The sequence below is a fragment of the Arthrobacter sp. UYEF21 genome (assembly GCF_040546085.1).
Taxonomy (GTDB): domain Bacteria; phylum Actinomycetota; class Actinomycetes; order Actinomycetales; family Micrococcaceae; genus Arthrobacter.
Map to the genome: position 1 here is coordinate 76,836 of NZ_JBEPNF010000002.1, position 25,727 is coordinate 102,562.

The window sequence follows — 25,727 nt, forward strand, 5'->3', positions numbered from 1 at the left end:
AGCCCTGACGGGAAAACCTGGGACACGGTGAACTCCGGACCAGTGGTCCAGTTCGCCGCCTTCGCCAGCCCCGCCGAGGCCATCTGAGTCGAACCCGACGGGACAGTCCACTACTCCGCCGACGCCGGCGCGACCTGGACCCGAAAGGGCCAAATCCAACGCACTGTTCAGGCTGTGGCGGCAGTGAAGGGCCCGGAGGCAGGCCCCTCGATCTGGGCCGCCACGACCGCCGGGCTTGTCGTCTCCACCGACGGCGGAGCCACATTCGGTGTTCCCCCGGGTTCCGGGCACGGGCGTAGGGCCATAGGTCATACCCTCGCGGCCTCCACTCGGGTCAATGGACCCTTGTGGCATCCCGGCTGGTCCTAAAGAATGAGTCAGGCGCGGGCACAGCACGTCGTCGTCCGCCAGCAACGGCGGCGCAGAAAGGGACAAAGATGAACACCACAACAGCATCCGGGCAAGGGGTTGCCTCACCCAACGCCGGCATCCGGGTGTTCATCCTTGACGATCATGAACTGGTCCGGCGAGGCCTCCAGGACCTGCTGGAGAGCGAAGGGTTCGTCGTCGTCGGCATGTCCGGTTCCGCCGCGGAAGCGGCACGCCGGATTCCAGCGCTGCATCCGGACGTGGCAATCCTTGACGCGCGGTTGCCGGACGGGACAGGTATTGAAGTCTGCCGCGACGTGCATTCGGTTGACGAAACGATCAATTGCCTGATCCTCACGAGCTACGACGACGAACAAGCGCTCCGCGGTGCGGTCCTGGCCGGGGCCTCAGGGTACGTTCTCAAAGAAATAGGCGGTTCGGACCTGATCGGCGCCCTCCGCCGTGCTGCCAGGGGGGAATCCCTGTTTGACGCCAACCTGAAAGCCCGGATCGTTCAAGGACTGGCAGAACCTAGGCGCGTGGACCCCAGGGTCGCGTCGCTGACCCGGCAGGAGCGCAGGGTTTTGGAACTTGTCGGGGAAGGCCTGACGAACCGTCAGATCGGCGAACGGATGCTTCTTGCGGAAAAGACTGTGAAAAACTATGTCTCGTCCCTCCTTGCGAAGTTGGGTTTCGAGCGGCGGACCCAGGCGGCCGTCCACATGGCGCAGCATTCTTCCCTTGACCAGTAGCCGTCAGAATACTGGAGCCCTCCAGCTCAGCGCCGTTCCCGTCTTCGGGGAGCTGGATACCTCGAAAGTGCCGCCGAGCGTCCGTGCCCTGTGTTCCATGTTCGACAGTCCATTGCCGGGCGGTGGCACTGTGAATCCCGCGCCATCATCCTGGATCAGGACGCAGACACATCCGTCCTCCAGGGAAACTGACACGCCGATGGAGTCCGCCCCTGAGTGGCGGACGGCGTTACTCAGCCCCTCGGTGATTACAGCCAGGATGTTGAGGGCGGTTTCTTCATCCCGGATCGCGTCGATTGGCCCTGTCAGAGTCAGGAGGGGGACGAACGGCAGGGACCGCCCGCCGGTGCGGACTGCCTGAAGGACACGGCTGCTGAGTAGCACCCTGTTCATGCCGGAGTCACTCAGTGAATAGATGGTGTTGCGAAGCTCCCGGATGGTCTCGTCAAGTTCGGCGGTCACAGTCTGGAGCGTCCTGGCGGCCGAGTCACCGGTGATGACATGCCGGAGGCTTTGGATGCTAAGCCCCGCAGCGAACAGGCGCTGGATGACGATGTCATGCAGGTCGCGGGCGATCCGGTCCCGGTCAGTGAAGACAGCAAGTTGCTCCCGCATCCGGTGCGCACGCGCCAGTTCGAGGGCAAGCGCCACGTGCGAGCCGAACACCGTGCCCATTTCCATGTCAGTCTTGCTGAATGTCCCGGCGACCCGTTCCCGCATCAGGACCAGCAGCCCATGGTGGGTGCCGAGGGCGCTGAGGTCGATGACCAGCAGCCGGCCCCCGGCCAGTCCCTCGCCGCTGCCGAGGGCGGACGAAGCGTCTTCGATCAAGGCGGCCCTTCCAGTGGCGACAACGGTGTTGATCTCCGCTGAGTCGAAGGACACCAGGCTCCCAACCCATTCTGAGGCGGTGTTTCCTGCAGCGCCCGCGATGCGGAACAAGTTGGATGGGTCCTCCTGGACGAGGATAAGGGCCAGGGCGGAACTGGACTCCCTGAGCGCCCTGGCGGCGATCATGTCCAATCCACCCTCCTGGCCCTCCGGCGCTTCCTCGTCCCCCATCATCTTGCCGGTCACATCCATGCAGGCCTGAAGCCATGCGGTCCTGTGCCGGGAGTCTTCATAGAGCCTCGCGTTTTCGATCGCGACGCCGGCGGCTGCCGCAAGTGCCTCGGCCAGGTCCTCGTCTTCGTCGGTGAAGTCCCCGCCACCCTTTTTTTGGGTCAGGTAGAGGTTTCCGAACACTACGTCCCTCACCCGGATCGGCACGCCGAGGAACGATTTCATGGGCGGATGATTCTTGGGAAACCCGTACGCATCGGGGTGCTGGCTAAGATCATGCAGCCGCAGCGGATTTGGATCGCTGATCAGCAGGCCGAGAACGCCTTGGCCCGTGGGCAGGGGGCCAATCTTATGGGCAAGTTCGTCGTCGATCCCCACAGTAATGAAATGGCTCAGGGCGCGGTCGCTTCCAATGACTCCCAACGCCCCGTACTCGGCCTGGAGGAGATCGCAGGCCGAACTCACCACCCTGTGCAGTACCACCTCCAGGCTCAAGTCCTCGGCCAGGGCAACGACGGCGTTCAGGAGCCCCTGCATCCGCTGTTGGGTGTCGACCAGTTCCTCGGCACGGTCAACGAAGTCGGTAAGAAGTTCATCCTCCCGGGAGCCGGCGACAAGTTGCCGGTCGGCCCCGGTATGCCTGGTGGCTTCGCTCACGGACAACGCCTTCCGGGGAATTCGCCCGCACTTGCAGGACTGCCGGCTGCTGCAGTTGCAGTTGCAGTTGCAGTTGCAGTTGCACACAGACTACGCTTCGCGGCGCGTTTCATCCACGCTCACAGCCCTGATTAGGGGTCTTTGTGCCCTACGTCGGGGCGGAACCGCTCCGTATGATCTTGGCCATGACCACAGATGCATCAATACCGGAGACTGCCGTGCTGCCAACTGAGGAGTGCTGGCAGTTGCTGCGAGGCGATTCGGTGGGCCGCCTTGCCGTGTGGGTGAACGACCACCCCGAGATCTTTCCCATCAACTACAAGGTCGACCATAAATCACTGGTCTTCCGGACGGGTGCCGGCACCAAACTTGCGTCCGCACTAGGCAAGCAGGTGGCGCTTGAAGCCGACGGCGCTGACACGGACGGAGGCGTGGCGTGGAGTGTTGTCGTGAAGGGGTCGGCCACAGCTCTGACCCGGACGCCTGAAGTCCTGGACTCCGTAGGGCAGGTGCTGTTTCCTTGGGAGACTGGCCGCAAGGACCATTTCCTCCGGATTGTCCCGGAGAGCGTCAGTGGAAGGCGATTCAGGATTGCGGCGCCGCTGACCTGGGGCGGTCCCCTGGATGAGGCCACCCGCGCCGGACTGGAGTAATCCGTTCATGCGGGCATGGTGGGTTGAGGGTCCCGGCCCCATTGCGTCGGGCCCCTTACACATGGGCGACCGCCCTGACCCGTCGCCGGGGCCGTGCGAAGTCCTCCTCTCGGTGCTTGCTTGTGGCGTGTGCCGTACAGATCTCCATCTTGCTGAAGGAGACCTGCGGCCCCACGGGTCCCGGCGGATCCCCGGACATGAAGTGGTTGGCGAGGTGGTGGGGCTGGGAGCTGGCAGCTCCAGGTTCCGCCTTGGCGACCGTGTTGGCGCCGCGTGGCTGGCGCGCACCTGCGGCTCCTGCCGGTTCTGCCAGCGAGGGTCCGAGAACCTCTGCCTCGCCCCGACCTTTACCGGCTGGGACACCGACGGCGGCTACGCGGAGCTGATGACCGTCCACGAGGATTACGCGTACCGGATACCCGAGGCCTTTACCGATGAGCAGGCGGCGCCCCTGCTGTGCGCGGGGATCATCGGCTACCGGGCGCTTCGTTCCTCAGGTCTCCCGCCGGGCGGCAGGCTGGGCATCTACGGCTTTGGTGGATCGGCCCACCTGACGGCCCAAATGGCAATCTTTGAAGGTGCGGGCGTCTTCGTCATGACACGGTCGGCGGCGGCCCGGAAACTGGCCCTGGAGCTGGGGGCACAGTTCGCCGGGGCAGCTGACGACGCTCCGCCTGAGCTGTTGGACGCAGCCATCCTCTTCGCCCCCGCGGGCGGACTCGTGCCGATCGCGCTCCGGGCCCTGGACCGCGGAGGTACACTCGCCGTCGCCGGAATCCACCTGAGCGAAATCCCGGTCCTGGACTATCAGAAGGCCCTTTTCCAGGAGCGCCACCTGCGCAGTGTTACGGCCAACACCAGGGCCGACGGCCGAGAATTCCTGGCGCTGGCCGAAAAGATACCACTCCGCCCCACAACAGTCCCGTACCCGTGGACAATGGCAGACCAGGCATTGCTGGACCTTTCCCGAGACCGGTTCACAGGGGCCGTGGTGTTGCTTCGGTCAGCCTGACGCACCCACGGAAACCGTGTGCCCTTTGGTGACCTTCGGCCCTAGGCGCACCGCAGGCTTCTGGAGGAAGGTACTGCCATGAGTGATAACGAACGCATCCTAGTCGGAATCGACGGTTCCGAGTACTCCCCCGCGGCGCTGCGCCTCGCCGGGCGGCTGGCGACCGCACTGGACGCACCATTGCACGTCATCACCTGTCTGGGCTTCTCTGACTTCTACCTTCCGGCGCACCTACCGCCCGGCGACGTCGACACCACGGCCGAGCTTGAGGCAATCGCCAAACGCCTGATGGAACAGGCCATCGACAGGGCCTACGGCCAGGAACGCCCGCAACACCTCTCCACCGCCGTCAAGGTGGGATCGCCTGCAAAGGTCCTCGTCGACGAAAGCCGGAACGCGCAAATGCTCGTTGTCGGACGGCGCGGCCACGGCGGCCTGCTTGGCCAGCTGATGGGCTCCGTGAGCGCGGCATGCGCGGCCCACGCGCATTGCCCCGTGCTGGTGGTAAGCCAGGATGCCGAGGAACGCCATGCAACAGAACGCTGAACTGCCCGCAATAGCGGTGGGCGTGGACGGAAGCGCTCCGTCCATCCTTGCACTGCACTGGGCCGGCGCGTTGGCGCCGCTGCTCAAAGCCCGGATCCGGGCCGTGACCTGCTGGCAGTTCCAGATCTCATTCGGCACGTTCACCCCGGTTGTCTGGAACCCCGATGAGGACGCCCGGAAAATCTGTGCCGAGGCAGTGGACAAGGCTTTCGACGGCGCTCCTCCCGCGGGACTCGAAATGGTGGTGTCCCAGGGTCCGGCGGCCAAGGTACTGGTCGAAGAAAGCACGACTGCACAGATGGTCGTAGTGGGCAGCCGCGGCTACGGCGGATTTGAAGGGCTCCTGCTGGGCGCGGTGAGCGCAACAGTGGCTGAACATGCAAAATGCCCTGTCCTCATCGCGCATGGCACAGACCTGCCGGCAGGGCTTTCGGATGCTCCCGGTCCAGCTTCCGCAGAGGAGGGCGGCGAGGCCGGGGCCAGCCATGCCCTCCCCTGACCGTGTGGTCGTTGGCTACGACGGTTCGGCTGAGGCAGCCCTCGCCGTGCGTTGGGCCGCCCGTAACGCATTGCTTCTGGACTGTGAACTTCACGTGGTTCATTGCTCATTGTGGCCGCTGCTGACCCACAACCTCGGACCTGTCGAAGGCGTAGCCGGCAGCGGCCTGCAGCATCAGGCGCAGGCCATCCTTGAGGAAGGGAAATCCGAAGCCGTGGCTGCGGCCTCCGGCCTCAGGATCCGGACCAGCCTCCTGTACGGGCTGCCAGCAGCCCATCTCCTGCGGCTCTCCGCGGGCGCGCGGCTCCTTGTCCTCGGCAGTCGCGGCATCGGGGGCTTTATGGGACTCCTCGTGGGTTCGGTCAGTCTGGAGCTGGCGGCAACCGCCAGGTGCCCGGTTACTGTGGTACGGCGCGACAGGAACCCGGAGGGACCGGTGGTGGTCGGAATCGACGCCTCCGGATCCGCATTGGCCCTGCATGATGCTTGCAGCCTGGCCAACGCCCTGGGTCTGAAATTGATCATCCTCCACGTCCTTCGGACCCACTTCGGCGGGGCGGCCGACGCGCCAACGTCAAGTGCTGGCCGGCGCGCCGGCCAGCAACTTCTGGAAAGTGCGGCCGACAGCGCCCGCGGCCTTGCCACCGGCAGGGACATCAGAGTGGTGCTTGCTGATGACACGTCCGTCCCGCGTGCCCTGCTCAATGCCGCCCGCGGCGCCGCCCTGATCGTCGTCGGAAGCAAGGGACAGGGACTTGTGAGAGGAGCCCTGGGATCAAAAGCGCACGCCGTCCTGCACCATGCCTCCTGCCCTGTCGTTGTCTCCCGGCGCCCTCCCGAGCCCTAGCGAAGGGACTTTCGTCCCTTACCGCCGTGGCAACCGGACTTCATTGTTGAAGGGGAGCCCTATTCCGGGCGCACCGTGGAAACCATCATCAACAACAGCGAGGAACGGTTATGAAAGCCATTGTTTACGGCGGGCCCGGAAAGAAGTCGTGGACTGACGTTCCTGATCCGGTGATCCGGAACCCCAGCGACGCCATCGTGAGAGTGGACACCACCACCATCTGCGGGACCGACCTGCACATCCTCAAGGGCGATGTGCCTGCCGTGACGGAAGGCAGGATCCTGGGCCACGAAGGGGTGGGGACCATCACTGAGGTGGGGTCGTCCGTGACCAGCCTGAAGACGGGCGACCGCGTGATCATTTCCTGTATCAAGTCCTGCGGCCACTGCGCCAACTGCAAGGGCGGGCTTTATTCGCACTGCATGGGTGACGAGGGTGCCCCCGGGATCGGCTGGGTCTTCGGCCATCTGATCGACGGGACGCAGGCCGAATACGTCCGGGTCCCCTACGCCGAGAACTCACTGCACCTGCTGCCGGCAGGGGTAAGCGACGAACAGGCCGTCATGCTGTCGGACATCCTCCCCACGGGCTTCGAAATCGGCGTGCAGTACGGCCGGGTAAAGCCCGGCGATACGGTGGCGGTGGTCGGGGCCGGTCCGGTGGGGCTGGCCGCAATCGCCACTGCGGGGCTCTACGGAGCGGCCACCATCATCGCCGTGGACCTTGACGCGAACCGTCTGGAGAAGTCCCGCGGTTTTGGCGCAACCGACGTCGTCCTGTCCGGGGACGCCGACTGGAAGGAACAGGTACTGGGCCTCACCGACGGCCAGGGCGTGGACGTGGCCATCGAAGCAGTGGGCATTCCCGCGACCTTCAGCATGTGCACGGAGATCGTCCGGCCGGGCGGGAACGTGGCCAACGTTGGCGTCCACGGGAAGTCCGTGGAACTGCATGTGGAGGACCTCTGGATCCGGAACATCAACATCAGCATGGGACTCGTGAACGCCAACACCACTCCGATGCTGCTCAAACTGGTCGCCCAGCGAAAGCTGCCGGCGGAAAAGTTTGCCACGCACCATTTCCGCTTTGACCAGTTCATGGATGCCTACGACACCTTTGCCCGTGCAGCAGAGACGAACGCCCTGAAAGTGGTCATCACGGCATGAAAGCGCACATTGTCTGCGACTCCGCCTACGGGAACACAAAGGCTATTGCCGAGGCCATCACAGCAGGCCCCAAGCCTCTTCACGCTGCGGCGGTTTCCGTGGCGGACTTCGACCCCCAGGACCTCGCCGCGGACGACCTCCTCATCGTCGGCTCCCCCATCAACGGCTGGCGCCCCACACTCAAAATCACGGAGCTGCTGACCCGCCTGGGAACGGCCGGCTCACCGGTGTCAAGGCAGCAGCGTTCGACACCCGCGTCCGGTTCTTCATCCATGGCGACGCCGCAAAGAAGATGACCAAATTGCTCAAGGAAGGTGGCGCCCACATCATTTCCAACCGTGCTCCGTTCTACGTCCGGGGTACCCAAGGGCCGCTGCGCAACGGAGAGCTGGAAAAAGCGGCGCGCTGGGCGGACAGCCTGGCCACAGCACTCGAGCAGAAGGGAACACCATGAAAGCAGCCATTGTTTACGAATCCCTCTACGGCAATACGCACGCAATCGCCAGTGCGATAGCGCAAGGGCTAGAAGGTCTGGCCGAACTCCAGGTGATGTCCGTCGAAGAGGCTGGCACCACCCAGCCCGCCGCCACCGATCTCGTGGTTGTGGGAGGCCCGACCCATATCCACGGCCTGAGCAGGAAGCCGATGTGGGAACTGGCAGTCAAAGACGCCCTCGAACACCCGGAGAAGGGATTGGTCCCGGACGCCGCGGCCGGAGGACCGGGCTTGCGCACATGGTTCAAATCCTTGGACAGGACCACCGGGAAAGCGGCTGCCTTCGATACCCGGCTGGAGGGCAATGAGCTACTCACCGGTCACGCTTCCAAAGGCATCGCGAAACGGCTCAAGCAGCATGGCTTTGAGCTCATAGCCGATCCTGCAAGCTTCCTCGTCGATGACACCAACCAGCTCTTGCCGGGTGAACTCGACCGGGCACGCGAATGGGGAAAGACGCTCGGCACAGCCCTCTCTCCTATACCTTGAGGGACCACGTGGGCACGGCAGCTGCGCCTTATCCGCCCGGAGCTGACGCTGCCGCTGGATCCGGTCTCTCCGCCGAGGATGTGAGGGAACGGACGCTGGCGGGCCTGGCCAACGGAGCACCTGACACGTCGAGCAGGAGCCTGTGGCAGATTTTCCGGGCGAACGTGCTGACACTTTTCAACGGAATTGTCGGCGGCTGCTTCCTGCTGCTGCTGTTGCTGGGGCAGTGGCAAGACGCGCTCTTCGGATTCGCCGCGGTCAGCAACGCCGTCATAGGCGTGGTCCAGGAGTACAGAGCCAAGAGGCTGCTGGACCGGCTGGCCGTCCTTGATGCCCCTCGGGCCCGGGTGCTCCGTGACGGCCTCGTACAGGAAATTGCGGTTGCGGACGTAGTCCTCGACGACGTCGCCGTGCTGCAGGCCGGTGACCAGGTCGTGGCGGACGCCATCATCATCGACGAAAATGGCCTGGAGGTTAACGAGTCCCTCCTCACCGGTGAATCAGAGGCCGTGGACAAGAACCGGGGCTCCACAGTGCTGTCTGGCTCCACCATCACGGCCGGCCAGGGCAGGGCGCGGGTAGTCGCCGTGGGTGCCGGTTCGTACGCCAGCCAGCTCACTGCGGAGGCCAAACGTTTTTCCCTGGTCAACTCAGAAATACGCAACGGGATCGACCGCGTGCTCTACTGGATCGGATGGGCCCTCTTGCCCGTCATGGCGATCGTCACCAATGGCCAGATGCAGGCGAAGGGAGGCTGGGGCGTCGCTTTCCGCACCGGGGCGTGGGTAGAAGCCGTTGTTGGCGCGGTGGCCGGGGCCATCGCGATGATCCCCTTGGGCCTGGTGCTTATGACCAGCGTTGCCTTCGCCGTCGGGGGTGTGCGGCTGGCCCGCCAGAACGTGCTGGTACAGGAGCTCGCGGCGGTGGAGGGCCTGGCCCGTGTAGACGTCCTGTGCATCGACAAGACCGGCACGCTGACGGAGGGCAGGGTGGTGTTCGACGGCGTGCATACGGCCGGAAGGTCCCCTGCCCGAGGGTGGAAGGAGGCGCTGGGATGGTTCGGCGCCGACCCGCACGCCAACGCGACCGCCCGCTGCCTTAGTGGCACCTTCGCTTTCAACGGGAACCGGGCCCCAGCCGCCGTCGTTCCTTTCTCTTCCGCCAGGAAGTGGAGTGCTGCGAGCTTCCATCCGCCCCACGCTGCCGCTGGAACGTGGGTCCTTGGTGCCCCGGAGATGGTATTCACAGAGGACGGCACATCTTCCGGCGAAGTCCTGATCCAGACCCGGCGGCTGGCGTCGCAGGGCCTGCGCACCCTGGTCCTGGCATACTCGCAGGACATCATGGCCGAAGGCGACCCGGATGATGATGCGCAACTCCCCACAGGACTTACTGTGGCCACATTGCTGACGTTCCGGGAGAAGGTCCGACCGGATGCAGCGCAGACCCTATCCTACTTCCGTCAGCAGGGCGTCTCCGTCAAAATCCTCTCCGGCGACGACCACCGGACGGTCACAGTAGTGGCACGCGAGGTGGGGATCGACGTCGGCGACGGCTACGACGCGCGGCACCTACCCCGGGCGTCGGACCAGTTGGAGGACACGCTGGACCGCTTCTCTGTGTTCGGCCGTGTCACGCCCGAACAGAAGAAAGACATGGTACTGGCGCTGCAGAGAATGGGGCACACCGTCGCCATGACGGGCGACGGGGTCAATGACGCGCTGGCACTGAAGGAGGCCGATATGGGCATCGCCATGGACACGGCGGCACCGGCCACCAAGGCTGTGGCGCGGCTGGTGCTGTTGGACGGGCGATTCGACCGGCTTCCGGCTGTCCTGGCGGAAGGACGCCAGGTCATCGCCAACATTGAGCGGGTCTCCGTTTTGTTCCTCAGTAAAACTACGTACGCCGTCGCCCTGTCGTTGGCGTACGGGGCCCTGATGTGGAGCTTTCCGTTCCTGCCCCGTCAACTCTCGGCCACTGACGGCCTGACTATCGGCATCCCCGCGTTCTTTTTGGCCCTGATGAGCAACAGCCGCCGCTATGAAGCGGGATTCCTGAAGCGGTCACTGACCATGGCGGTCCCCGCCGGGATCATTATTACGACGGCGGTCCTTGCCGTCCAGGTGTATTCCTTCGCGGCGGGAGGCTTCACCGCCGGAGCCAGCCGCACAGCATCGGTGATTACGCTGTCACTGGTCGCCCTGAGCGTCCTGGCGGCTGCCAGCCGCCCGGTCAGCCCCCTCCGGTTGGCCATCATCGCCGCCATGGGCGCGGGCCTTGTCCTGCTGATGACTGTCCCCATCCTGCAAGACTTCTTTATGCTGGAATGGCCCCCACCCGGGCTTTCGGCCGTGTCCTTTGGCGCCGCCGCCGTCGCCATTATGGGTGTCCTTGCACTGAGCCTGGTACATGGGCGGCGGTACCCACTCGACCGGCCCCGGTGACTGGCGGGCCGGCGGGGCTCTCCTGGCGGGGCGCTACGTCCAGTCCGCCGAAAGATCCTGCGGCGGCCACCAGCGCGAGCGGGGCGAGACGGCAAACCTGCGCCCGGAGACTTCCGTGGGATCGATCTGCACCACATGCTCCTTGAGTCCGGGCTGCCAGGGTTCGCGGTCGGGACCGGCTTCGTGGAGGGCCGCCGGATCTCCGTCAAACGATCCCGGCTTTCCCTTGACCACAACGCTCCACACTTCGGTGGAATAGGCGTTCATCCCGTCTGCCTCAAACGCGACGGCGGCGCCGGTGAGCAGAGCACGGAGTTTTGTACCCGGCGCGGAGCGGAAGACCAGGGTCCTTCCGACCGTCATGAAGTTCACGGGAAAGATTTCGGGGGACGCGCCGCTGATCACCGCGAGCCTCCCGATGTAGGAGGCCTGCAGATACTTCCAGCACTCTTCCGGGGCGAGGACTTCCGTTTGAGACTCAGAGGGGGAGCTGCTCATGCTTCTGATCCTAGCCCCCTGGCCCCGCGCCGCTGACGCGCGTCGGCGGTGCGTCCGGCGGTGAGTCCGGCGCTGCTTCCATCAGTGTGCCGGGACCAAAGCTTCTGGGTCCGTCCGGCCCGTGGGCCGACCCTTAAGGAGTCGGGCGCTTTCGATGCCCGGTGGTCATCTGAGCAAGGAGGCAGACATGGCTGATTTGATGAAATGGTTTGACACCCGGTGCTCCCCCGTCGAGATGATTGAAAGACTTTTCGAAGGTGATACCGGCCTCGGGGATCCGGGTCGAAGAATCGGTTGAAGGCGACACAGTGGTGGTCCGTGCCGAACTGCCGGGAATCGATCCGGAAAAGGATGTCAGCGTCTCCATCGTGGACGGCACCCTTGAGATCAAAGCCGAGTTCAGGGAATAGTCCGAGCAGAAGGAGAAGGACAGCTACCGGTCGGAGTTCCGATACGGTTCCTTTGTCCGGAGGCTGGCGCTGCCCGACGGCGTCCGGCAGGATGACATCACCGCTTCCTACAAGGACGGCGTGCTGGAGGTCCGGAGCCCGGTGCCCGAAAAAGCCCAGCAGCCGGCTGCCAGGAAGATCGAGATAACGCGCGGCTAAAGGGTGCCCTAAGGGCGACCGGCCCGGATCAGCCGAAGAGGACCGCTGCCTCCCTGTAGCGGTCCTCAGGCACGGTCTTGAGCCGGCCCAGCGCAGCCTCGAAGCCGACGTTCACGATGTTGGTTCCGCGTAGGGAGACCATGGTCCCCCAGTGTCCGTTTGCGGTGGAATCCACGGCTGCCATCCCCAGCCGCGTCGCCAGTACCCTGTCAAAGGCGGTGGGGGCGCCGCCCCGCTGGATGTGGCCGAGGACGGTAGCCCTCGTCTCGATCCCCGTCATCTCCTGCAGCTCACGCTCAAGGAACCAGCCAATGCCGCCCAGCCGTGGCCTGCCGAAGGTGTCAAGGCCACGGGGTGAGTACGGAGCATCCTGGCCTTCCGGGACGAACGCCTCTGCTACCACCACCAACGGTGCCCGTCCGCGGTCGCGCGCGGACTGCACCCACTCGGCAACCTGACCTAACGGAATCCTTTGTTCCGGGATAAGGATGGCGTGGGCGCCGGAGGCCATGCCTGAATGGAGCGCTATCCAGCCGGCGTTCCGCCCCATGACCTCGGCGATCATGCAGCGGTGGTGCGACTCCCCCGTCGTGCGGAGCCGGTCGATGGCCTCCGTCGCCGTCTGGACCGCGGTGTCGAAACCGAAGGTGAAATCGGTGGCGTCAAGGTCGTTGTCGATGGTCTTGGGAACGCCTACCACCTTGATTCCCTGGCCCGAGAGTTCCTGCGCGGCGGCCAGGGTGCCCTCTCCTCCGATGGCTATGAGGCCGTCGACGCCCAATTGCTGAAGGCTGTCGCGCACAGCCTCGGCCCCGCCGTCCCGAAGCGGATTCGTCCGCGATGTACCAAGGACGGTCCCGCCAAGACGGGCGAGCCCCCGCACGTCATGCCGCGGCAAGGGGACCGTGTCCCGCTCAAGCACCCCCCGCCAGCCGTCGCGGAATCCGATGAAGTCGTACCCGTAGGAGATGACGCCGCTCAGCACTGCGCCACGGATCACCGCATTCAGCCCAGGGCAGTCCCCGCCGCTGGTCAAGATGCCCAGCCGGCTCATGCTTCAGACTTTTCAGCGGAGGCGATGATCGGAACCGTCCTGAGGTAGGTATCAGGATTCAGCGAAATCGAGTCAATGCCCTGCCTGACCAGGAACGCAGCGAAGTCCGGATGATTGCTCGGGCCTTGCCCGCAGATGCCGATTTTGATCCCGGCTGCATGCGCCCTGTCGATCACCTGCGCGATCATCGAGGTGACTGCCTCGTCCCTCTCGTCGAAAAGCCCTGCCAGCTGTTCGGAATCGCGGTCCACCCCCAGGACCAGCTGTGTCAGGTCATTGGAACCGATGGAGAATCCGTCGAAGCGCCGGGCGAACTCCGAGGCGAGGATGACGTTCGAAGGGATCTCGCACATCATGTAGATCTGGAGTCCTTGCTCTCCCCTGTCCAGGCCGTGTTCTGCCATCACGCTGATTACCAGGTCTGCCTCATGGAGGGTCCGGCAGAACGGAACCATCACAATGACGTTGGCGAATCCAAGCCGCTCGCGCACCCGCTTCAGCGCCCGGCATTCCAGGGCGAAGCCTTCCCGGTAACGCTCGTCGTAGTAGCGTGAAGCCCCCCGGAAGCCAAGCATGGGGTTCTCCTCGGCGACTTCAAAGAAGCCGCCTCCGATCAGGTGCGCATACTCGTTGCTCTTGAAGTCGCTGAGCCTGACGACCACAGGGTGCGGGTGGTAGGGCGCCGCAATCTTCGCGATGCCCGTGGCGAGGACGTCGACGAAGTATTCCTGCAGGTCGGGGTAGCCGTGCGTGAGCTCCCTGATGCGTTCGGCTTCGCCGGGATCCGTGACGCGTTCCGGATGGACCAGCGCCATGGGATGGATCCGGATGAGGTTGCTGATGATGAATTCCATCCTTGCCAGGCCCACCCCTGCCGCAGGCAGGCGCCACCATTGGAAGGCCGCCGAAGGGCTCGCGATGTTGACCATGACGGCGGTGCGGGTCTCAGGCAGCGCCCCGAGATCCACTTCTTCGACATCGAAAGCCAGGGTGCCCTCGTAGACCTCCCCGTCCTCACCGCCCGCGCAGGAGAGCGTGATGGGTGTTCCCTCTTCAAGGACCGAGGTGCCGTTGCCTGTGCCCACCACGGCAGGGACGCCCAGCTCCCTGCTCACGATCGCGGCATGACTTGTCGGACCGCCGTGGTCGGTGACAATGCCGGCGGCCCGTTGCATGATGGGAACCCAGTCGGGATCGGTCATCCGGGTCACCAGGATGGCGCCGTCCCGGAAGTTGTCGATGTCCCGGGCGTCCCGGACCACGCAGGCGGCGCCGTGCGCGATCGATTCACCGATGGCCGCGCCGGACGCCAGCCGCCGTCCCGTTTCGCGGAGGTGATAGATCTTAAAGACTGACCCGCTGCGGCGCGCCTGGACGGTTTCCGGGCGCGCCTGGACCATGAAGAGTTCGCCGCTGGAACCGTCTTTGGCCCATTCCATGTCCATCGGCCGCCCGTAGTGCTCCTCCACCGCCACGGCCCAGCGCGCCAGGGTCAAAATTTCGGAGTCGCTGAGCACAAAGGAGCGCCGCTCCTGCTCTGTCGTGTCAATGGTCCGTGTGCGCGCGTGGCCGCCCCGGCGGTAGACCATCTTCCGTTCTTTGGCACCGAGTGTCCTCTCGATGATGGGCGCAAACCGGGGGTCAGACAGCAGCGGTTTGAACACCTGGTACTTATCGGGGTTGATGGTGCCCTGGACCACCGTTTCCCCCAGTCCCCACGCGGCGCTGATCAGGACGCTGCGCGGGAAACCGGACTCCGTGTCGATGGAAAACATCACCCCGGATGCGCCAAGGTCTGAACGCACCATCCTCTGCACGCCGATGGAGAGGGCCACATCCAGGTGGTCGAACCCCTTGATCTCCCGGTAGCTGATGGCCCGGTCCGTAAACAGGGAGGCATAACACCTCCTGCACGCCTCCATCAGCTCGCGCTCGCCGGCGATGTTGAGGAAGGTCTCCTGCTGGCCGGCAAAACTCGCGTCGGGAAGGTCCTCGGCCGTTGCGCTGCTGCGCACCGCGACGGAGGCCCTGGCCTGTCCCGTCCGTGTGGACAATTCCCTGTAATGCTCCCTGATATCGGCGGCGATCTCGGGTGGAAACTGCCCTTCAAGGATCAGTTCCCGAATCGCTTCGCCCGCATCCCGCAGCGTTGTCCGGCCCGCCCGGTATTCACCGATCGACGCACGGATCCCAGGCTCGAGGCCGTTGGCGGCCACAAACGCCCGGTAGGCGGAGGCGGTGGTGGCAAAGCCTTCCGGCACCTGAACGCCGGAACTTAGCAGGGAGCGGCTCAGCTCACCCAGCGATGCGTTCTTGCCGCCTACGGAAGGCACATCAGCCATGCCCACGTCTTCCAGCCACACCACGTGAACGTCAGTCATCGTCGTCCGGGAATTCATGGCTCGATCCTGCCCGTTCCGCCGCGGCAACAGCAGAGGCTTTGGTCCTGCGCACTCCCGGCAGGGGTAGCCGGCTAAGCGCCTTTGTTCCCGTGCCGACGTAGCTTCTTGTAAGCCCAGTCGGCTGCCAGCACTGCAGGAACAGCGAAAGCCGCGACGGTGAAACCCACCAGCGGCGGCGGGAGGTGACCCAGCGCGGAGGCAACTGGAACGACGTAGAGGCACGCGGCCAACGCTCCGATTTCTGCCAGCACTGCCCAAAGGAGGATGCGGTTGGTGAGCCAGCCCTGCTTCCAGGGCGGCAGGGTGGCGCTGCGGCAGGCGAAGGCATTTGCAAGCTGGCCAAGCACAACGGCGGTGAAGGCGGCTCCGGACGCCGCCATCAACAGGGCGCCATCCCGCGGGTCTCCGCGCGTCCACCCGCCGCCGAACAGCACCACGGAAAACGCCGTCATTTCCATGACGGCCTCCACAGGTCCCAGCACGCAGAAGACCCGGAACATGAGCCGGCGGTCCATGAGGTGCCGTTTTTCCGGTGGCCGCTTCAGCACTCCCTTTCCTGGCGGTTCACCGCCCAGGGCGAGGGCGGGAAGAAGGTCGGTGCCGATGTCGAGGGCGAGAATCTGGAGAACACCAAGGGCAAGCGGAAACTGGCCGCCGGACAATGCCCAGATGACGAATGGCGTCAGTTCGGCGACGTTGTCCGTCAGGTGGTATGTCAGGAAGCGGTGGATGTTTGAGTACGTGGCGCGGCCCTGTTCAATCGCTGCGACGATCGTGGCGAAGTGGTCGTCCAGGAGCACCAGGTCGGAAGCTTCGCGCGCAACGTCGGTTCCGCTGAGTCCCATGGCCACACCGATGTCGGCCTCCTGCAGCGCGGGACCGTCGTTGACGCCGTCGCCGGTCATGGCCACGATATGGCCGCGGCCCTGCAGGGCCTTGGCCACCCGCAGCTTTTGTTCCGGGGAAACCCGGCTCACCACGATGCCGTCCCGGTCGAGCAGGGCGCCGAGGACCTGTTCGTCCTCAGGAAACTGCGATCCTTCCAGGACCAGTTCCGGGGATCCCATCAGTCCGATTTCCCGGGCAATGGCAGCAGCGGTTGCCGGGTGGTCGCCCGTGATCATCCCCACCCTGATGCCGGCTTCGCGGGCGGCCTGGATCACCTCTCCCACGTCCGGCCTGGGCGGATCGTGCAGGGCGATCAGTCCCAGCAGCGCAAGCTCGGCTTCAGCCTCGGCCGGCGGGCGCTCCAGCCAGTCCTGCACCGGCCCGGGAAGCTCGCGGGCAGCGACTGCCAGGACCCGCAGCCCCCGCGAAGCCATCACCTCGACTTCCGCCGCCGCGGCGCCTGCGGACTCTCCGCAGAGCGGCAGAACCGATTCGGGCGCGCCCTTAACAAAGAGCGTCGTGCCCAGGATGACCGATTCACGGCGCCGGCGGGGATCAAACGCGAACCGCCGGGCAGGCTTTGTATCCACCGGAGCGGATCCGGAAAGCCGGCGCGCCAGGACATCGATGGCAGCCTCCATCGGGTCCCCTTCCGCCCTCCACTCCGCCCCGTGGAGCACAACCCTGCCCTGGGAAGCTGCCCGTGCCGCGAGCGCGGCCCTGGTGGCCGTCGGAACCGCGGTTCCCTCGATGGTTGCTTCCGGCCGGTAACCTTCCCCCGTTACGCTCACGCGGCCGTCGGGTGTAAAGACTTCGACGGCGTTCATCCTGTTCTGCGTCAGGGTTCCGGTCTTGTCGGTACAGATGAATGTGGTGGACCCCAAAGTTTCCACGGCCTCCAGATTGCGGACCAAGGCGTTCCTCGCCGCCATCCGTTGGGCCCCCATTGCCAGTGAAAGAGTGACGGTAGGCAGGAGCCCCTCGGGTACCAGGGCAACGGCGACGCCGATGGCGAAGAGGAAAGCGTTGTGCCAAGGGATGCCTACCAGCAAGGACACGAGGAAGAAGAACCCTGCGACTGCCAGTGCGACAGTCGCAATGAGACGGACGATCCGGCGCAGCTCACGGGCCAGCGGTGTCGGCGGAGATACGGTTCCGCTGGTCAGTGCGGCGATTCCGGCAAGCCGCGTGTTTCCACCCGTGTGGGACACCACGGCGTCTGCTTGTCCGTTGACGAGGAACGTCCCGCCCCAGGCGCTGTCGCCGCTGGCCTTTGTTACAGCTTCACTTTCGCCTGTCAGCATGGACTCATCCAAGGCGCAGCCGGAGGCAACGGCCAGGACGACGTCGGCGGGCACCCTGTCACCCGCTGTCAGGACGACTGCGTCACCCGGGACCAGTTCACTGGTGTGAACCCTGAGGATGTGTCCGTCCCGACGGACGGAAACGTCAGCAGGTAGCAGCGCGCGCAGTTTTGCGGCCGCGTGCTGGGCACGTTCCTGCTGGATGTGGGCGAAGATCCCGTTGACGCCGACCACTACGATGATGGCGACGCCAAGCTGTGGCATCCCTCCGACGAAAGCCAGTGCGGCGGCGCACCACAGCATCAGGGCGAAGAAATGCGTCAACTCTCCCAGGAGTTTCCTCCACTGCGGCACTGACTTTGCGGTGGGAAGAACGTTTGGCCCCGCCTCCATCAACAATGCTGCGGCGTGCTCCGAACTCAGACCGGTTGCAACCGGCTCCTGTGTAGGCGGACCCCCTGGTGGCGTCACAGCTGCTCCGCGGACGGCACGTCTGGGCTGGCAAGCCGGAACTGCCGCGTCTCGCCAGCGCCGAGGATGACCTCTTCGGCACCGACCCGCAGGCATATGGCGGAGGCATCCCCGGGGGCTGCCGAGACTGTCAGTTGCCCGTGTTCGAGGTTGACGGCGAGTAGATGGTCGCGGTAGCGGACGTGGAACGAGACGGTTCTTATCCCCTTGGGCATCTTCGGTGAGAAGAGGAGTGCGTCACGTGTGATCCTGAGACCGGCAAAGCTTCGCTGCACGACGTCGATGGTTCCTGCCATCGCACCAAGGTGGATGCCTGTGTGCGTGGTGCCGCCCTGAGTGTCGTCGAGGTCGGCGCTGAGGGCTTCACGGAAGGTGTTCCAGGCCCGTTCCGGGTCCCTTGCGGCCAGCACCGAGGCGTGGGCCACCCTGCTCAGGGAGGAGCCATGCGCAGTGCGCGCCAGGTAGTAGTCAACGGTGCCTGCCAGCTGCGCCGCGGACACTTCGTAACCGAGCCGGGCCAGAAAGGTTATCAACTCGTTCTCGCCCAGGACATAAAGCAGCATCAGCACATCAGCCTGTTTGGCCAGCCGGTACCGGTTGGTGCTGTCGCCTTCGGCTTCCAGGATCAGGTCAAGGCGCTCGATGTTGCTGTAGATGTTCCGGTAATGCTCCCAGTCGAGCTCCTTCAGGTTTTCGTAGCCGTCGAACTGGCTGATGATGCCGTCATGGAACGGGACGGCCATCCGTTGGCTGACGTGCCGCCAAGCCTCAATTTCGGCGTGGTCTACGGATAGCCGTGCCTGTAGAACCTGAAGGTCGTGGCCGTGAAGCAGTGTCATGATCTCGCAGGCCTGGGCACAGGCCCAGGCAGCCATGACGTTCGTATATGCGTTGTCGTCGAGTCCGGCGCCGGGCTGATCCGGGTAGCCGGTGTGGTACTCGTCCGGCCCCATGATTCCCCGCAGATGAAACCGGTCCTCGTCCTGGTCATACTCGGACATGGAGGCTACGAACCGGGCCACGTCCACTATCAGCTCGGCGCCACGGTGCAGGAGCCACTCCCTGTCCTGCGTTGCCAGGAAGTACTGCCACGCGTTGAAAGCCACGGCAAGGCCCGCATGCCGCTGGAGGTGGGAATAGTCTGGTACCCACCGGCCGGAACGCCGGTTGAAAAGTAACCGGGGTGTCTCTTCCCTGCCGTCGCTGCCGCTCTGCCAGGGGAAGAGCGCACCGCGGAACCCTGATGCCGCAGCGGCTTCCCGGGCCGCCGGAAGTCTGCGCCAGCGGTAGTTGATCAGGGAGCGGGCAACCGAGGGCATCCTCAAGGTGAGAAGGGGCAGGACGAAGAGCTCATCCCAGAAGATATGGCCACGGTAGCCCTCGCCGTGCAGCCCCCGGGCGGGCACGCCGGCGTCGAGTTCAGCCGTGTGCGGGCTCAGGGCCTGGAGCACGTGGAAGACATGAAGATTCAGGATCAGCTGCACTTGGGGGCTGCCGTCGAGGTCTATGGCAAACAGCCGCAGCAGCCTCAGCCAGGCGTCCTCGTGTGCCGCGAGCATGCGGTCAAAGCCTTCGCCGGCGGTCCTGAGCACGGACAGCGCGGCCAGCGCCGGGGAGGACACTGCCCGGTCGCGCGAAGTCACCATCGCGGCAGTCGTGGTGATTACCAGCGGTGCGCCGTCGGTCAATCCAGCTTCCCAGGACCAGCAAAAGAGCCCCTCCTCCCGGCCCGGCTCGCCACTGCCGGTCTTGCCGGCGACGTCAGTGCGCAACGCTGTGGCAATTCTGATGTGGCTTTGACTCGTCTCCACTTCAACCACCGGGATCGGACCTGCCGGATCAGACACTCCCAGCCGGATCAGGTGGTGGTGGGACAGCAGCGCGTCCTCCGGCACATTCTCGTTGGTAACCCCGGTGTCCACGCCGCTGCGGATCGTGGCAGCCCCGCTCCAGCCCAGGGCGGTGATTGTCGTCTCAAGAGCCATCAGGTGCGGCTGCGCCATCGACACAAACCGGCGCTGGACCACACTCAGCCGGCGCCCGTCGGTTGCCTCCAGATTGATTTCCCGGCTGAGGAAGGCCCGCTGCATATCGAGCACCCGCCGCTCACGGCGAATTTTCAGGCCGCCCCGGGACCACCAGTCCGTTCCGTCCAGGCGGAGGTCCAGCAGCAGACAGTTGGGCAGGTTCACCATGTGCTCGTCTTCGGTATCCTGGCCCTGAACCCTGCTCACCAGCCTGTTGTAGATCCCGGCCAGGTAGGTCCCCGGATAGTGGACTTCGCTCATCCTGCCCTCGGGAGCAGCACCGCGGACAGCCAGATACCCGTTCCCGAGGGTGGTCAGAGCCTCCCGGTGCCCTTCGTGGGCAGGATCGTAGCCCTCATAGGTGAGGCGCCACGGGTCGGTGAGGACAAGCCCCAGATCGAGCTGGCCTACGTCGGTCAGTACAACGTCGGCGCCGGCTGCCTCCAGCTCGGCCCTCCTGTCGGCCCTGTCGATGCCGACCACCAGGCCGAAGCCGCCGCGTCGTGCTGCCTCCACACCGGCCACGGCATCTTCGATCACCACGGCGCGGGCAGGAGGAATCCCGAGCCGGTGGACAACTTCAAGAAACGTTGCGGGGTCGGGCTTGCCCGGGAGCCCCAGTTCACTGGCCATGACACCGCCCATGACGAGGTCGAATGCTCCCGAGAGGCCGGCCGCTGCCAGGACGGCGGATGCGTTGCGGCTTGACGTTGCAAGGACCACAGGGACCCGCGCCGACCGCAGCCTTTCAAGCAGTGCTACCGTCCCCGGATAGGTCCTGACGCCGTCACGTCCCAACCGCTCCTTGAACACCCGGTCCTTGAGCTTGGCCAGTCCGTGTACCGACCATTCCCCGGCGGCGTCGGCGCGGCTGCCTGCAGAGAGGGTGACTCCGCGGGACCCGAGGAAGGCTTGGACACCGTCTTCCCGGGGCCTGCCATCTATGTATGTCAGGTAGTCACTGGCGGTGAAAGGATCCCTCCGCGCCTCCGCGGGAAATCGAGGATCCGCCAGCACCCCGTCGAAGACTTGCCTCCAGGCCGCCTCATGCACTGATGCCGTGTCTGTCACGACGCCGTCCAGGTCAAATATCACGGCGTCGAAAGGCGACATGGCCGCGGAGGCGGTTGGTGACTCGGTCATGGCGGTCCCTGGAAGTCCCCGGATTTAGGCCGACGGGGAGTACCCGCAGGCCGCGGCCTCATCTGCGGGGACCGCGTCGGAGTATGTTCAGCCGGGCGGTGTATTCGTTCTCGTCGATTTCTCCGCGTGCGAACCTTTCGGCCAGCAGATTCTCAGCATACCCAGCGCCTGAGGCCGGGTCATGGCTTCGGTTGCCGGGTCCGACGGCCCTGGCCAAAAGGACGATGGCGGCGATGACAGCGCCCCAGAACAGCACGAAACTGATGACCATTAGGGCGTAGCCCCAGCCGCCCATGTTGCCGTCCCAATACATCATTCGAGGTCCTCCAGTACATGCCGGGGCAGCAGTTGCACCGGCCATGAATTCAGTGTCCGCCCGCATGGCGCCGCCTCGCCAGAGGCTTTGGTCCCGGCGGTTCTCGCCATCGGGTTCGCCATGGTGATCGCCGCCCGGCCCGGCAGCCCGCCGTCGGCTGCTCCACCTGCCGCCGAACCGGCGCCGACTAAGCAACAGCTGAGCGAGGCGGTCGGTGAAGAACAGTTGCAGGGTCGGGGCGATGAGCGTCATGAGCGCGCCTTCATCCATTGAGCGTCTTGACGTGCGGCGGCCAGGGCAAGCAGTTCCGGCGCAGCCGAAAGATACCAGTAGGTCGATGCGGGTTCGCGGTGGCCAAGATACGTTGACAGTGCTGGGATCTTAGCCTGCACGTCCTCACTGCTGTGGTACCAACCGAGCAAGGTTTGAATGGCGAAACGATGTCTTAGATCGTGAATTCTGGGGGCGGAGGGCGCGTCGGCCCCGATTCCGGCAGCAGTCACCAGCCTCCGAAACGTCTGGGAAACCAGGGTAAGGGTCCCACGCATGCGTCACAAGAAGATAGGAATTCACCAGCGCCCACAGGCCCATAAGCGCGATGAACACCCCCACGAACGCCCAACTGCCCATGCCGTTGCTGGAGCCTGTCTGCCGCCCGCTCGCCTCTGCTCAGGCCCGCCTTGTGCTGCCTGTGCCACGTCTCTCTGATCTCCCAGAATAAGTCTTGGCGTCCCCGGGACCCTGCCCAGTGGTGCCGGGGCCGGGAAGGTCGGGAGGACTTTCCGTTCTTGATGCCTGACCGTCGCCCAGGGCTTAGGATCTGTAGCATGAGCAGCTCCCCGGCAGGGTCTCAAGTGGAAATTCTGAAAGCTCACGAGTGCTGGTCGTATCTTCGGTCTTCCTACATCGGACGGTTGGCGGTAATAAACGGTGCCGGCCCGGAGATCTTCCCCGTGAATTACGTCGTCATGGGAAAAACGTTGCTCTTCCGCACGGCTCCTGGCACGAAGCCACGCGCCCTGCTGACCAGCGCCGTGGCGAAGGGAATACCTGAGCCCTTCGACGAAAACCAGGTCAGCCCTCTCATCGAAGATGCCAACCGCGAGCCTTGGGAGCCCGGAATCAAGGAGCATCTGATTTGCATCATACCCACTGAGATCAGCGGACGCCGGTTCGCGGTCCGGTCGAGAACGCGCTGGTGGCCCCCGCTAGATTTTTCGGCCGACTGGTTATAGAAGGCCCTCCAGGCTCGTCGGTAGGTGGCCGCAAATCGTTAGCCCTGTCCCACCTTCGAAGACGGCGACCGGGGAGTGCACGTTGGAATAACCTTTCAGCGTCGGGCTCTGGTCCGCGTATGTGGGCAAGCGTAGGCTCTGGAACATGACACACGAGCCGTCATCTGCAGGGCGTCAGGAACCGGTGGAAAATCTCGACTCCAGCCAGTGCTGGGAACTGCTGCGGCAGGTCTCGGTCGGCAGGCTGGCCGTCTGGATTGAGGACCATCCGGACATTTTTCCGCTCAACTACACCGTGGACCACGGCACCGTGGTGTTCCGGACCGGGGAGGGAACCAAACTTGGCGGCGCCTTGAATGAAACCCCGGTGGCACTGGAGGCCGACGGCGTGGATGCCACGACCGGGATGGCCTGGAGCGTCGTGGTCAAAGGCAAGGCCGCGGGAATCACCGGGATAGAAGGCGTCCTTGACACCGCTTCGCTGTATCTTTTCCCCTGGCAAGAGGGGAAGAAGGATCACTTCATCCGAATCACGCCGGATTCAGTCACCGGGCGGCGCTTCAAAGTCGCGCCGCCACTGACCTGGTGGACTCAACTAAGCGGCGCTGTGAGGTCCGCACCAGAGTAGGCCCGCCAGGTCAACCCGGCCCGGCGCATGCCGAGGGCACCAGGCATGGTTCGAGAGTCTGTGACGCGACGGTTTTGTGCACAGGACCCGCATTCTTCAGCTCGAAGCCACGAACGAAGTAAGGGGACCAGTGATGGCGGCCGGATAAACCCGAAGTGCCCAAGAAATTGGAGAGATCGCTTTGCGGGATGAGGGTAGGGGACGCAGGCGTTTCTTTGTCCGCTGGCTGGTCGCGGTGACCCTTGCGGAAACCGTTGGGTTCTCGGTGCCGGCCATTGCAGGTGGTCTTCTCACGTCAGGTGCCTTTCCTGCCCAGTTCGTCTATCCGGCGATGATCGCCGCTGGCACGGTGGAAGGTGCACTATTGGGGGCAGGTCAAGGGATTGGCTTCGGTGCCATTCGGCCGTTTCGGACGAGGACTTGGATCCTCGCCACGGCTCTTGGGGCGGGGTTGGCTTGGGCGATCGGTATGCTTCCGAGCACTCTTGGCTTGTTCGAACTATCGCCCCTTGCGGTCGGGCTTCTGTTCGTTGGCGGGCTGGTCCTTCTGGCATCCATCCCGACTCTGCAGTGGCTGGTTCTGCGCCGGACAGTCCGTAACGCCTGGCGCTGGATTCCCTGGAACATGGTTGCGTGGGCGGCCGGTATCCTGTGGACCCTTGCGCCCTCACCCCTTGTAGATGAGCGCACACCAATCGAGGTCATCACGGGAGTTTATATGGCGGCCGGCCTGCTCATGGCCGTGACTGTCGCCGCTGTGACCTCGGTCCCGGCCAGGCACGTAATCCGGAAAAGCATGCACAACAGCGAGGCCGCGGCCAACTGAACCCCTCCCAAACCAAGGAGATTCCCGGCAACAGATTTCGCCCCGCCCCGGGCGGGTCTACTATTTGTTTCCATGGACACCGCACCGCTGGACGGGAAACTCACCTTCGACGACTGCTGGGAGTTACTGGCCTCGGCAGTGATCGGCAGGCTGGCCCTCGTCGTTGACGGGCATGCAGAAATCTTTCCGGTCAATTTCGTCGTCGAGCGACGGAGCGTCGTCTTCCGCACGGCTGCCGGGACAAAACTATGGGAGTCCATGAAAGAGGTCGCGGCAGCCTTCGAAATCGACGGATACGACGATCGTACCGGGGAGGCCTGGAGCGTCGTCGCCAGAGGAACAACGGCTCTGATCGACAGCCAGGAGGAGCAGTCCGCAGCGGACGCCCTGGGTCTGGAACCCTGGCAACCCGGGGCCAAGTCCCATTACGTGCGCCTCGAGCCGAACCGTCTGACCGGCCGGCGCTTCAAGGTAACCGCACCCGATGTTTGGAACACCCGGTGGAACGACCAGCGGAGAGCCTCCTTCGAGTAGCCGGAATGTCCTGACTTGTCACCCCTACTTCTCAAGTCCCTTAGGGCTTAGGCTCTGCATCGTGACCAGCCCTGAGGCAGAATCATCCGCGGCAAGCAGCCGAGGAATGAGCTCAGCGCCCATGACTGCTGGAAGTATTTACAGACCTCATCAGTTGGCAGGCTGGCTGTTGTCGTCGGCGGGTCTCCTGAGATTTTTCCGGTGAATTATCTGCCCGATGAGGGATCGGCGGTCTTCCGCACCGGCCCTGGAACCAAACTGGACGCCATCGTGGCGGGCGGGCCCCTGGCACTGGAAGCAGACGGCCTGAACACTTCAGGCACCATTGCGTGGAGCGTTGTGCTCAAAGGGTTTCCCGAAGAGGTCCAGGACGTCGATGACCTGCCACAGCAGATTCCCTCCCCCTGGGAAGAAGGTGCGAAGGAGCATGTGATCCGGATCGTGCCAACGGAACTTAGCGGGCGCAGGTTTGTGATAGCAGGGCCTGAACATTGGTGGCTGCCGCGAGACAGGGCAACTGGAGGCACGTAGCCGGGACGTCTGCGTGCACGATGGCACGGAAATGGTCGCCCTAGACTGCCGGCTGCTGTCCAGCGTGCTGCTGCGCCCGCCGCCAAGGAGTCGGCAGCGACGCCCCCGGAGACCGTTGCGGTCCGAGGGTTGGCGGCAAACGTATCCATGGGACTATCCGGGACAAAAGTCGGTTACCTCTGCCGGGAGCTCGGCATCTCGCGCTGTGTCAGCATGCCTCCCCACCGGATTACGACGACGAATACTGTGACCGTAGTGTTTGGGCCCG

The 25,727-nt window shown here is 64.5% G+C and carries 24 protein-coding genes and 1 pseudogene; 17 read left to right on the forward strand and 8 right to left on the reverse strand.

All coding sequences use genetic code 11. The annotated features are described in order from the left end of the window. Positions 1 to 437: 437 nt before the first annotated feature. Positions 438 to 1,121 carry a response regulator gene (locus tag ABIB27_RS03625; protein ID WP_354155587.1) on the forward strand — a complete coding sequence of 228 codons (684 nt, stop codon included), beginning with the start codon at positions 438 to 440 and terminating at the stop codon, positions 1,119 to 1,121. A gap of 3 nt (positions 1,122 to 1,124) precedes the next feature. Here ABIB27_RS03625 and ABIB27_RS03630 read toward each other — a convergent pair whose 3' ends face one another. After that, positions 1,125 to 2,840, reverse strand: a complete 1,716-nt coding sequence (locus tag ABIB27_RS03630; RefSeq protein WP_354165078.1) for a GAF domain-containing sensor histidine kinase — start codon at positions 2,838 to 2,840, stop codon at positions 1,125 to 1,127. 185 nt (positions 2,841 to 3,025) lie between these two features. On the opposite strand from ABIB27_RS03630, the gene ABIB27_RS03635 reads away from it, so the two are divergent. The 10 genes from ABIB27_RS03635 to ABIB27_RS03680 all read left to right on the forward strand — a co-directional run bounded on the left by ABIB27_RS03635 (position 3,026) and on the right by ABIB27_RS03680 (position 10,994). Continuing rightward, positions 3,026 to 3,493: a pyridoxamine 5'-phosphate oxidase family protein gene (locus ABIB27_RS03635; RefSeq protein ID WP_354155589.1), complete on the forward strand. Its 468-nt coding sequence runs from the start codon at positions 3,026 to 3,028 to the stop codon at positions 3,491 to 3,493. A 7-nt stretch (positions 3,494 to 3,500) separates the two neighbouring features. Then, the gene (locus tag ABIB27_RS03640) at positions 3,501 to 4,505 is read left to right on the forward strand and encodes a zinc-dependent alcohol dehydrogenase family protein (protein WP_354155590.1); all 1,005 of its coding nucleotides are present in this window, start codon (positions 3,501 to 3,503) and stop codon (positions 4,503 to 4,505) included. A gap of 78 nt (positions 4,506 to 4,583) precedes the next feature. Then, entirely contained in the window at positions 4,584 to 5,051 is a 468-nt protein-coding gene (locus ABIB27_RS03645; RefSeq protein WP_354183296.1) for a universal stress protein, read from the forward strand. Continuing rightward, the gene (locus tag ABIB27_RS03650) at positions 5,035 to 5,550 is read left to right on the forward strand and encodes a universal stress protein (RefSeq protein ID WP_354155592.1); all 516 of its coding nucleotides are present in this window, start codon (positions 5,035 to 5,037) and stop codon (positions 5,548 to 5,550) included. Before ABIB27_RS03645 ends, ABIB27_RS03650 begins: the two co-directional genes overlap by 17 nt. Continuing rightward, positions 5,537 to 6,397 (forward strand): universal stress protein, encoded by an 861-nt coding sequence (locus ABIB27_RS03655; protein ID WP_354155593.1) that lies wholly within the window; start codon positions 5,537 to 5,539, stop codon positions 6,395 to 6,397. Before ABIB27_RS03650 ends, ABIB27_RS03655 begins: the two co-directional genes overlap by 14 nt. 110 nt (positions 6,398 to 6,507) lie before the next feature. Then, complete coding sequence (locus ABIB27_RS03660) at positions 6,508 to 7,563, forward strand: zinc-dependent alcohol dehydrogenase family protein (protein ID WP_354155594.1); 1,056 nt, start codon at positions 6,508 to 6,510, stop codon at positions 7,561 to 7,563. Beyond that, the gene (locus ABIB27_RS03665; RefSeq protein ID WP_354155595.1) at positions 7,560 to 7,859 is read left to right on the forward strand and encodes a flavodoxin family protein; all 300 of its coding nucleotides are present in this window, start codon (positions 7,560 to 7,562) and stop codon (positions 7,857 to 7,859) included. The genes ABIB27_RS03660 and ABIB27_RS03665 overlap by 4 nt, the downstream gene beginning before the upstream one ends. Next, positions 7,856 to 8,017, forward strand: a complete 162-nt coding sequence (locus ABIB27_RS03670) for a hypothetical protein (RefSeq protein WP_354155596.1) — start codon at positions 7,856 to 7,858, stop codon at positions 8,015 to 8,017. Before ABIB27_RS03665 ends, ABIB27_RS03670 begins: the two co-directional genes overlap by 4 nt. Further along, positions 8,014 to 8,547 carry a flavodoxin family protein gene (locus tag ABIB27_RS03675; protein WP_354155597.1) on the forward strand — a complete coding sequence of 178 codons (534 nt, stop codon included), beginning with the start codon at positions 8,014 to 8,016 and terminating at the stop codon, positions 8,545 to 8,547. Before ABIB27_RS03670 ends, ABIB27_RS03675 begins: the two co-directional genes overlap by 4 nt. A gap of 8 nt (positions 8,548 to 8,555) precedes the next feature. Next, positions 8,556 to 10,994: an HAD-IC family P-type ATPase gene (locus ABIB27_RS03680; RefSeq protein ID WP_354215421.1), complete on the forward strand. Its 2,439-nt coding sequence runs from the start codon at positions 8,556 to 8,558 to the stop codon at positions 10,992 to 10,994. Positions 10,995 to 11,027: 33 nt separating this feature from the next. Here the strand turns inward: ABIB27_RS03680 and ABIB27_RS03685 are convergent, their stop codons facing one another. After that, positions 11,028 to 11,492: a pyridoxamine 5'-phosphate oxidase family protein gene (locus ABIB27_RS03685; RefSeq protein ID WP_354253508.1), complete on the reverse strand. Its 465-nt coding sequence runs from the start codon at positions 11,490 to 11,492 to the stop codon at positions 11,028 to 11,030. Positions 11,493 to 11,679: 187 nt separating this feature from the next. Here ABIB27_RS03685 and ABIB27_RS03690 point away from each other — a divergent pair. Next, a pseudogene (locus ABIB27_RS03690) lies at positions 11,680 to 12,100 on the forward strand (Hsp20/alpha crystallin family protein). A 28-nt stretch (positions 12,101 to 12,128) separates the two neighbouring features. Here the strand turns inward: ABIB27_RS03690 and ABIB27_RS03695 are convergent. From ABIB27_RS03695 to ABIB27_RS03720, 6 genes are all read right to left on the reverse strand, one after another. Further along, a complete protein-coding gene (locus ABIB27_RS03695) occupies positions 12,129 to 13,154 on the reverse strand; it encodes an ATP-dependent 6-phosphofructokinase (protein WP_354215422.1) in 1,026 nt (341 codons plus the stop codon). Continuing rightward, a complete protein-coding gene (ppsA, locus tag ABIB27_RS03700) occupies positions 13,151 to 15,553 on the reverse strand; it encodes a phosphoenolpyruvate synthase (RefSeq protein ID WP_354155601.1) in 2,403 nt (800 codons plus the stop codon). Before ppsA ends, ABIB27_RS03695 begins: the two co-directional genes overlap by 4 nt. Positions 15,554 to 15,627: 74 nt before the next feature. Further along, a complete protein-coding gene (locus ABIB27_RS03705) occupies positions 15,628 to 18,219 on the reverse strand; it encodes a cation-translocating P-type ATPase (RefSeq protein ID WP_502909105.1) in 2,592 nt (863 codons plus the stop codon). Beyond that, the gene (locus ABIB27_RS03710) at positions 18,216 to 21,389 is read right to left on the reverse strand and encodes an HAD-IA family hydrolase (protein ID WP_354155602.1); all 3,174 of its coding nucleotides are present in this window, start codon (positions 21,387 to 21,389) and stop codon (positions 18,216 to 18,218) included. Before ABIB27_RS03710 ends, ABIB27_RS03705 begins: the two co-directional genes overlap by 4 nt. A gap of 58 nt (positions 21,390 to 21,447) precedes the next feature. Further along, on the reverse strand, positions 21,448 to 21,957 hold the full coding sequence (locus ABIB27_RS03715) for an SHOCT domain-containing protein (RefSeq protein WP_354155603.1): 510 nt from the start codon (positions 21,955 to 21,957) through the stop codon (positions 21,448 to 21,450). Between the two features lie 144 nt (positions 21,958 to 22,101). After that, positions 22,102 to 22,335, reverse strand: coding sequence for a DUF1003 domain-containing protein (locus tag ABIB27_RS03720; protein ID WP_354155604.1), 234 nt, complete (start codon positions 22,333 to 22,335; stop codon positions 22,102 to 22,104). Between the two features lie 197 nt (positions 22,336 to 22,532). Between ABIB27_RS03720 and ABIB27_RS03725 the strand changes: the two genes are divergently transcribed. The 5 genes from ABIB27_RS03725 to ABIB27_RS03745 all read left to right on the forward strand — a co-directional run bounded on the left by ABIB27_RS03725 (position 22,533) and on the right by ABIB27_RS03745 (position 25,459). Further along, positions 22,533 to 22,940: a pyridoxamine 5'-phosphate oxidase family protein gene (locus ABIB27_RS03725; protein WP_354155605.1), complete on the forward strand. Its 408-nt coding sequence runs from the start codon at positions 22,533 to 22,535 to the stop codon at positions 22,938 to 22,940. Positions 22,941 to 23,085: 145 nt separating this feature from the next. Next, positions 23,086 to 23,568, forward strand: coding sequence for a pyridoxamine 5'-phosphate oxidase family protein (locus tag ABIB27_RS03730; protein WP_354253509.1), 483 nt, complete (start codon positions 23,086 to 23,088; stop codon positions 23,566 to 23,568). A 469-nt stretch (positions 23,569 to 24,037) separates the two neighbouring features. After that, positions 24,038 to 24,394, forward strand: a complete 357-nt coding sequence (locus tag ABIB27_RS03735) for a hypothetical protein (RefSeq protein WP_354165086.1) — start codon at positions 24,038 to 24,040, stop codon at positions 24,392 to 24,394. A gap of 72 nt (positions 24,395 to 24,466) precedes the next feature. Beyond that, complete coding sequence (locus tag ABIB27_RS03740) at positions 24,467 to 24,928, forward strand: pyridoxamine 5'-phosphate oxidase family protein (RefSeq protein WP_354155608.1); 462 nt, start codon at positions 24,467 to 24,469, stop codon at positions 24,926 to 24,928. 84 nt (positions 24,929 to 25,012) lie between these two features. Continuing rightward, positions 25,013 to 25,459: a pyridoxamine 5'-phosphate oxidase family protein gene (locus ABIB27_RS03745; protein ID WP_354155619.1), complete on the forward strand. Its 447-nt coding sequence runs from the start codon at positions 25,013 to 25,015 to the stop codon at positions 25,457 to 25,459. Positions 25,460 to 25,727: the final 268 nt, after the last annotated feature.